This is a genomic window from Bradyrhizobium sp., assembly GCF_049581145.1.
Taxonomy (GTDB): domain Bacteria; phylum Pseudomonadota; class Alphaproteobacteria; order Rhizobiales; family Xanthobacteraceae; genus Bradyrhizobium.
The window spans coordinates 1-7,985 of sequence record NZ_JBAURI010001030.1 but is presented as its reverse complement, the minus strand read 5'-3'; the positions used below and the strand labels follow the sequence as shown (position 1 = coordinate 7,985).

Below are 7,985 nucleotides of genomic sequence, written 5' to 3'. Positions count from 1 at the left end.
CAGCAAACTCGACGCTGATGGTCAGCGACGGTAAGATTTCGGCATCAGGTGCCAACGTATCCGGCAGCGTCGGACGCGAAGGCTTGGTTCGCGTCTCGATCAACGGCGCATATGCAAACGGACAAATCAATGGGAATGCCGGGTCTGGAAAATGGAATGGGGCGTCTGCAGGCATCCCCTGCAGCGGCCGATGGGAAGCATCGCGGCAATAAGGCCGCACATACGCGCCTCGCCTTCCGGCGGCTGCTGATTGCAGCCGCCGTTTCATTTGGGGCTGTGCTCGGCAGCGCAGCGGTGGACGGTTCGACCGCCCACGCTCAGGCCGGGCCGTTTGCCGGTCTCGCCGGCAATTGGCACGGCGGCGGCACCGTCACCCTGGACGACGGTTCGACCGAACGCATCCGCTGCCGCGCCAGCTACGAGGTTGCCGGAGCGAACATGGGCCTGGTTCTGACCTGTGCGAGCGACTCCTACCGGTTCAATCTGGACGGTCGTGTGGTCGACGAAGGCGGCGCCATTTCCGGGACCTGGAGCGAGAGCACCCGCAACATCAGCGGCACCCTGCAGGGCCGCGGCGGCAATGGCAGCTTCCAGGTGGTCGCAAGTACCGGCGGCTTCAACGCCGACCTGACGCTGACCACGCGCGGAAACCGGCAGTCCGTCGTGATCAGGGCCGACAGCCAGTTCCGCGGCGCATCCATCAGCCTCTCGCGTTAGCAGCGCGGGGCAACCGGGCCCTCAGCGCGCTTTCGGCTTGGCGAGACGCGCTGCGGTCTCTTTCATGGTCTTGGCGATCAGGAGCGCCTGCTCCCTGGTCATCGCAAAATCCTGGATGCCTTTGTGGGTCGTCAGCGACAACACCATGATATCCAGCTGGTTGTCGGGCCAGCCGGTGGCAAAGCTGGTCACGAAATCCGCTGACGTCGATCGATCCGTCATCGCTCGAAAGTCTCTCTCTATGTCGTCGGAACGAACGCGGTCACTTCGATTTCGGCCTTCGCCCTGACATCGACCAGGCCGTCGATGTAGAGCAGCGTGGAGGGCGGAAAGTTGCGGCCCAGCGTCTCCTTCCAGGCGGCGCCGATCCCGGGACCGGCGGCCTCATATTCGCTGCGGCTGGTGAGATACCAGGTCAGCCGGACGATATGTTCGGGCCCGGCGCCCGCCTCCGCCAATAGCTTGACGATCCGCCGCAGCGCCGCGCCGACCTGCGCGGCCATGTCCGGCGGATATTCGCCCTTGTCGTCGCCGCCGGTCTGACCGGCCAGCACCACCCATCGGCCGGGGTCGGCCAACTCGACGCCATGCGAAAAGCCGCGCGGCTTGGCCCAGTCGGCCGGTTGCAGGATGCGCATGATCGGGTCCTCCACGAATTGCGAAGGATGCCATAGCATCGATTGCGCCGCCGCTCCCACAGCGAATTTTTGCGGCCGCCCATTGCAGCGCGATACCGCTTGCGTCTCGCAGCTTCAAGTCTTGCAACTTGGGACCAGGGGCGCTACCGGCCTACCCTCCCATCCTGTCCGCCCTTTGGCTCTCCCTTTATCCTTTTCCCACCCGCAAGCCATGCTGCGAAAACCCTCAAAACCGAGAGCCGCGCTGTGGATGTCGGGCTGGCTCGGCCTGATGCTGGTGATGACGATCGCCGGTCGCGAGGGAACGCGCGAGCTGAACGTGTTCGAGCTGTTGGAGCTGCGTTCCGTCCTGGGGTTTGTCCTGTTCTACCCGCTGCTGCATCGTCATGGCGGCGGATTTCAAGGCGCGCTGCGGCTCGTGAAGACCACGCGGCTGCCGCAACACATCGCGCGCAATCTCGTCCACTATGCCGCCGGGCTGGGCTGGTTCTTCGCCCTGACGCTGATCCCGATCGGCCAGGTGGTGGCGATCGAATTCACCATGCCGATCTGGACCGCGATCCTGGCCGCGAGCTTTCTCGGCGAACGGATCACGGTCTGGAAGATTGCGGCCATTGTGCTCGGCATCATCGGCGTCATGGTCATCGTCCGCCCTGCGGCCGGAGCGCTCAATCCCGGTCAGCTGATCGCGCTGGGCGCAGCCGTCGGCTTCGGGGTTTCGATCGCGCTGATGAAGTTGCTGACGCGGACCGAGCATACGCTGTCGATCATCTTCTGGATGCTGGTGATCCAGGCCACGGCGGGATTGTTCCCGACGCTCTACGAGTGGACATGGCCCTCGCCGCAAGCCTGGGGCTGGGTCACCGTGATCGCCTTGTGCGGGACGTTTTGTCATTTCTGCATGGCGCGGGCGATGCTCTATGCCGATGCCACCATCGTGGTGCCGATGGATTTTCTGCGCGTGCCGTTGACCGCTACCATGGGCTGGCTGATCTATTCGGAGCGGCTGGACGCGCTGACGGTATTGGGGGCGGCCCTGATCCTGGCCGGCAATCTGCTCAACCTGAAACCGAACACAGCAGTTCGGGCGCAGCTCGAGACCTGATCATGCGCGCAGGCTGATGCGTCCAGGATTTGTGATCCAAATCACGCATGGCGATGACGCCGGCTGGCTAAGCTCGGCTTGCGAATACCGGCAGCATTTGCACCGCAGCCTGTTTTTCGCGACGCGTTTTCGTGTAAGCTCGGCGTCGGATGTTGCAGCTTCAAGTTTTTTCGATTCTGCAGGGGATTTTCAGATGCGCTATCTTACGATCCTTCTTTCCCTGATTTGCATGGCATTGACCGTCGACGCCGCCAAGGCCGATAAACGCGTCGCTTTCGTCGTCGGCAATGGCGCCTACAGGAATGTCGCGCAGCTTCCGAACCCACCGATCGATGCCAAGGCGATGGCGGCCGTGCTCCGCAATGTCGGTTTCGAAGTCGTCGAAGGCGCCAACCTGACCCGCGACCAGATGACCGAAAAGCTGCTGGACTTCGGCAAGCGGGCGCAGGGCGCCGACATCGCGCTGTTCTTCTATGCCGGCCACGGCATCGCCATCGACGGCGTCAACTATCTGTTGCCGATCGATGCCGACATCAGATCCGAAATGGACGTCAAGCTTGGCGCTGCGATCAACGTCGATGTCACGCTCGATCAGACCATGGGGGATTCCAAGGTCAAGCTGGTGTTCCTCGATGCCTGCCGCGACAATCCGTTCGCCGCCAAGATCAAGTCGACCGCGACCCGCAGCGTGTCGGTGCAGACGGGTCTTGCCGAGATGAAATCCGGCGAAGGTACGCTGATCGCCTTTGCCACCGGACCCGGCCAGACCGCGCTCGATGGCCAGGAAGGCACCAACAGCCCGTTCACCCGCGCGCTGATGGCCCACATCACCGAGCCTGGCGTCGAGATCCAGCAGGCGATGACCGAAGTCCGCGCCCAGGTCAATGAAGAGACCAACAAGGGCCAATTGCCATGGGGCCATACCAACCTGATCGGTTCGGTCTACCTCAATCCGAAGCCGGCCGAGCCCGTAGCAGCGGCGGACGCCGCCGGGTCCGGCGGAACGCCGACGGCGGTCGCCTCGACCAATCCGAGCGGCGGCACGGGCACCGACGTCGAGCTCGAGTTCTGGCGCTCGGTCAAGGACTCCAACAAGCCGGAGGAGCTCAACGCCTATCTGACGAATTATCCCAACGGCCAGTTCAAGCCGCTGGCGCTGGCGCGGATCGCGTCGCTGCAGAACGGCGTGTCGACCACGACCCGCAACCTGACCGCCGGGATCGATCCTGCCACCTTCACCGACGACGCCACCCAGGTCACCGAAGACCAGATCGGGCTCGACAAGGGCCAGCGCCGCGACGTACAGCGCCGGCTCACCGGGCTCGGCTTCGATACCAAGGTCAATGGCAAGTTCGACGAGGACACCCGTTCGGTGATCAAGCGCTGGCAGGCGGCCCGCGGCTATCCGACGACCGGCTTCCTCAACAAGCTCCAGCACAAGGCGCTGCTCGCCGAAATCGTCGCCACCGCGGACAGCGGTTCGAGCGATGACACCGAGGAACATTCCTCGCGGCACCACAGCGCCGGCGGCAGCCGCCACTATCGCAGCAGCGGCGGCGGCGGTGGCGGGAACCCTGGCGCCTTTCTCGGCGGCGTGATGGGCGGCATGATGGGTGGCATGTTCCGGCATTGATCCGCCGGCAAGTTGCGATCAGCAAAAAGCCCGGCTCCCAGCCGGGCTTTTTCGTGTCGCGATGCTATTTCCCCGCCGCTTTGCGCAGCGCCGCATTGATCCGTTCCTGCCAGCCGGGGCCGCCTTCCCTGAAATGGTCCAGCACATCCTGGTCGATCCGAAGCGAGACCAGTTCCTTCACTCCGGGCAACGCAGCTGGCTTGGGCGGCGCTTCCGCGACTTTCGCGGTCACCTTCTTGAATGCGGCTTCCGCTTCGGTGCGCGCATCTTTCAGGGTCCGCGGCCGCCTCGGCTGATCTTGCATCGCTCAAATTCCCTCGAACAGTGCAGTGGAGAGATAGCGTTCCGAAAATGATGGCACGATCGCCAGAATGGTCTTGCCGGCCGCTTCCGGCCGCTTGCCAATCTGCAGGGCCGCGGCAATGGCGGCTCCCGAGGAAATGCCGCCGGGGATGCCTTCGTTCCGCGCCATCGCGCGGGAGGTCTCGATCGCGGTCGCGCTATTGATCTTGACGATCTCGTCGATCACGGAACGATCGAGAATGTCGGGAACGAAGCCCGCGCCGATGCCCTGGATCTTATGCGGCGAATGCTGGCCGCCCGACAGCACTGGGCTTTCCTCCGGTTCCACCGCGACCACGCGTAGCGAGGGCTTCCTCGGTTTCAGCACCTGCCCGACCCCGGTGATGGTGCCCCCGGTGCCGACGCCCGCCACGAAGTAGTCGATGTTGCCGCCAGTGTCGTTCCAGATTTCCTCCGCCGTGGTACGGCGGTGGATCTCCGGATTGGCGAGGTTCTTGAACTGCTGCGGCATCACCGAATTCGGCGTCGACCGCACCAGCTCCTCGGCGGTTGCAATCGCCCCCTTCATGCCCTGCGCCGCAGGCGTCAGCACGATCTCGGCGCCGAGAAAAGCCAGCATCTTGCGCCGCTCGATCGACATCGATTCCGGCATCACGAGTTTCAGCCGATAGCCGCGCGCGGCAGCGACGAAAGCCAGCGCGATGCCGGTATTGCCCGAGGTCGGCTCGATCAGCACGGTGTCCTGGTTGATGACGCCCTGCTTCTCCATCGCGATGATCATCGCGGCGCCGATGCGGTCTTTCACGCTCGCGGCCGGATTGAAGTATTCCAGCTTGGCCAGGATGGTCGCGTACGCCCCGTGCGCCTGCGGCAATTTGCGCAGTCGTACGATCGGCGTATCGCCGATCGCATCGACGATGCTGTCGAACACCTTGCCTCGTCCCGGACGTTGCACTGCACTCTCGACCGATGGCGCGTCCATGGTGAAACTCCGTTGCGAACAATTTGCATGAAATCGGCTGATCAACTGTAGTTAGTGGCAGCCCTCGCCACCGCGCAAGCGACAATCCGACAAAAACAAAAGTCGCTGCATTGCAAAACTTTAATCCACCCAAAGCAACCGCTTTTTCAAAAAGATCGCGCCCAAACAATAGGCTAGAATCTTTTCAGCAAATTGTCCTGAAACTCGTCGCGTGCCGCGCAACGCAAAACCAACGCAATTTCGTTGCGGCATCGTCAAATAAAATAGTGTATGGTGTGATCAGTTTCACACTTCGATATGCAGCCGACCACGCAGGGAGGTGACGATGTCAGCACTGGCTGAAGTCCTGTCGACCGCCACGCTTCGACCCGATCCACGGGGGAGCGATTTGCCGACCTGTCCTGTGTGCGCCGATTCCATGGTGGCTGCGGAAGCGTCCGCGTACGTGTCTGACAATGTCATCAGCTATCTCTGGACCTGCGATACCTGCGGTTACGGTTTCGTGACCAAGCACACGCTGCGACGGTTCGCCTGCAACTAGAGCGTGAGCGAACTGGCTGCCGGTTCGCTGCAAGGGAAACGCGTCAAACAAAAAACTTCCGGATTTCAGCGCGGGGTGATGTCGCCCTGCGCCCATTCGATCCGCGCGCGTTCATGGAATTCGCGAAACCTGCCCTGCCCAATCGCGTCACTGATCTCGGCCATCAGCCGCTGGTAATAGGCGATGTTGATCTCGGACAACAGCATCGCACCCAGCGTCTCGCCGGACTTCACAAGGTGATGCAGATAGGCGCGCGAACAGTTGCGGGTCGACGGCCATGGACTGGTCTCATCGAGCGGCCTCGGATCGTCGGCGTGCCGCGCGTTGCGCAGATTGACCTGGCCGAAGCGGGTGTAGGCCACGCCATGGCGGCCATTGCGGGTCGGCAGCACGCAATCGAACATGTCGATGCCGCGTTTCACCGCTTCCAGCAAATCCCCCGGCGTGCCGACGCCCATCAGGTAGCGCGGCCGGTCGTCGGGCAGGATTGGCACGGTCTGCTCGATCATGGCAAGCATCACCGCCTGCGGCTCGCCGACCGCCAGGCCGCCGATGGCATAGCCGTGGAAGCCGATCTCGACCAGGCCGCGGGCGCTGGCCTGGCGTAGTTCGGGTACGTCACCGCCCTGCACGATGCCGAACAACATATAGCCGGAAGGCGCCGTCTCGAACGCCCGCTTCGAGCGCTCAGCCCAGCGCAGCGACAGCCGCATCGCCCGTTCGATATCGCTCCGCTCCGCCGGCAGCCGCACGCACTCGTCGAGCTGCATCGCGATGTCGGAGCCGAGCAGCCGCTGCACCTCGATCGAACGCTCCGGCGACAGCTCGACCTTGATGCCGTCGATATGCGAGCGGAATGTCACCGCGCTCTCGCTGACCTTGCGCAGCTGCGACAGCGACATCACCTGGAAGCCGCCGGAATCCGTCAGCATCGGACCGTTCCAGCCGGTGAAATGCTGCAGGCCGCCGAGCGCGGCGATCCGCTCGGCGCCGGGCCGCAACATCAGATGGTAGGTATTCCCGAGCACGATGTCGGACCCGGCATCGCGCACCTCGCGCCAGTGCACGCCCTTCATCGCGCCGGCGGTGCCGACGGGCATGAAGGCCGGCGTCCGCACCACGCCATGCGGCGTGGTCAGTTGGCCGGTGCGCGCGAGCCCGTCGACTGCATGTAGTTCGAAACGATTGGCGAGATGATTGAGAGGACTCATGCGGCAGCTTATGGCGTAACAGCCGCCCCCGCTTCAACCCCGTTGCCACTCATCAGTCGGCCTGGAGGCCCGTTGACGCCGATCCAAGCCGCCCTTATGGTGTCCTCGCCATGACGAAGGTCGCAAAACACACCACGAAAACCGGCAAGCCCACGCGGGCCTCGGGAGTCGTGCGCGCGTAGACTTGCGAACGCAGCATCTGAACCGAAGCCCCGCCTGAAAAGGTCCGGGGCTTTTTTATTGCCCGAAGGAGACCCAAGTGAAGAGCGATCCCGTTATTGCCATTGCCGGCGTGACCGGCGCCGTAGGTCGCGAATTCATCGCCACCCTGGACAAGCGCCGGTTTCCGGTCGGCAGGCTCAAAGCGCTGGCGAGCGCGCGCTCGGCTGGCAAGACGCTCGGCTTTCGCGGCGAGACCATCGTCGTCGAGGAACTGACGGATTCGTCCTTCGCAGGCGTCGATATCGCGCTGTTTTCGGCCGGCAGCGCCACGGCCAGGACATTCGCGCCGATCGCGGTGCGAGCGGGTGCCGTGGTCATCGACAACTCCTCCGCCTTCCGCATGCATAGCGACGTTCCCCTGGTCATTCCCGAGATCAACGGGCGCCGCATCGGCGAGCATCGCGGCATCATCGCCGTACCGAACTGCTCGGCGATCACCGCGCTGATGCCGCTCTGGCCGATCCATCGGCAAAACCGCATCCGGCGGCTGATCCTGGCGACCTATCCGGCCGCGAGCGGCGCCGGCGCCGCGGCGATGGCCGAACTCGTCGAATCGACCCGCGCCAACCTTGCCGCCCAAGTCTATCAGCCAAAGGTGCTGCCGCATCCCTATGCGTTCAACCTCTTCAATCA

General features: G+C 63.6%; 10 protein-coding genes and 1 pseudogene. 6 read left to right on the top strand and 5 right to left on the bottom strand.

What is annotated here, in order from left to right:
* Together WCB02_RS33370 and WCB02_RS33365 are read left to right on the top strand one after the other, a co-directional pair.
* Positions 1–212 (top strand): annotated as a pseudogene (locus WCB02_RS33370) (hypothetical protein); the annotation flags it as partial.
* The gene (locus tag WCB02_RS33365) at positions 157–717 is read left to right on the top strand and encodes a hypothetical protein (RefSeq protein WP_423965132.1); all 561 of its coding nucleotides are present in this window, start codon (positions 157–159) and stop codon (positions 715–717) included. The pseudogene WCB02_RS33370 and the gene WCB02_RS33365, both read left to right, overlap by 56 nt.
* Before the next feature lie 21 nt (positions 718–738).
* Here WCB02_RS33365 and WCB02_RS33360 read toward each other — a convergent pair whose 3' ends face one another.
* Complete coding sequence (locus WCB02_RS33360) at positions 739–939, bottom strand: hypothetical protein (protein WP_423965130.1); 201 nt, start codon at positions 937–939, stop codon at positions 739–741.
* 17 nt (positions 940–956) lie between these two features.
* Complete coding sequence (locus WCB02_RS33355) at positions 957–1,355, bottom strand: RidA family protein (protein WP_423965127.1); 399 nt, start codon at positions 1,353–1,355, stop codon at positions 957–959.
* A gap of 211 nt (positions 1,356–1,566) precedes the next feature.
* Here WCB02_RS33355 and WCB02_RS33350 point away from each other — a divergent pair, with 211 nt between their 5' ends.
* Positions 1,567–2,460, top strand: a complete 894-nt coding sequence (locus WCB02_RS33350) for a DMT family transporter (RefSeq protein ID WP_423965125.1) — start codon at positions 1,567–1,569, stop codon at positions 2,458–2,460.
* A 193-nt stretch (positions 2,461–2,653) separates the two neighbouring features.
* Positions 2,654–4,093 carry a caspase family protein gene (locus tag WCB02_RS33345; RefSeq protein WP_423965123.1) on the top strand — a complete coding sequence of 480 codons (1,440 nt, stop codon included), beginning with the start codon at positions 2,654–2,656 and terminating at the stop codon, positions 4,091–4,093.
* 64 nt (positions 4,094–4,157) lie between these two features.
* Here WCB02_RS33345 and WCB02_RS33340 read toward each other — a convergent pair whose 3' ends face one another.
* Positions 4,158–4,397 carry a BrnA antitoxin family protein gene (locus tag WCB02_RS33340; RefSeq protein ID WP_423965121.1) on the bottom strand — a complete coding sequence of 80 codons (240 nt, stop codon included), beginning with the start codon at positions 4,395–4,397 and terminating at the stop codon, positions 4,158–4,160.
* A 3-nt stretch (positions 4,398–4,400) separates the two neighbouring features.
* Entirely contained in the window at positions 4,401–5,378 is a 978-nt protein-coding gene (cysK, locus tag WCB02_RS33335; protein WP_423965119.1) for a cysteine synthase A, read from the bottom strand.
* A gap of 325 nt (positions 5,379–5,703) precedes the next feature.
* On the opposite strand from cysK, the gene WCB02_RS33330 reads away from it, so the two are divergent.
* Complete coding sequence (locus WCB02_RS33330) at positions 5,704–5,919, top strand: hypothetical protein (protein ID WP_423965117.1); 216 nt, start codon at positions 5,704–5,706, stop codon at positions 5,917–5,919.
* Between the two features lie 65 nt (positions 5,920–5,984).
* Here WCB02_RS33330 and tgt read toward each other — a convergent pair whose 3' ends face one another.
* Positions 5,985–7,130 (bottom strand): tRNA guanosine(34) transglycosylase Tgt, encoded by a 1,146-nt coding sequence (tgt, locus tag WCB02_RS33325; protein WP_423965114.1) that lies wholly within the window; start codon positions 7,128–7,130, stop codon positions 5,985–5,987.
* 259 nt (positions 7,131–7,389) lie between these two features.
* Here tgt and WCB02_RS33320 point away from each other — a divergent pair.
* On the top strand, positions 7,390–7,985 hold a 596-nt coding region (locus WCB02_RS33320; protein WP_423965112.1), incomplete at its 3' end, for an aspartate-semialdehyde dehydrogenase.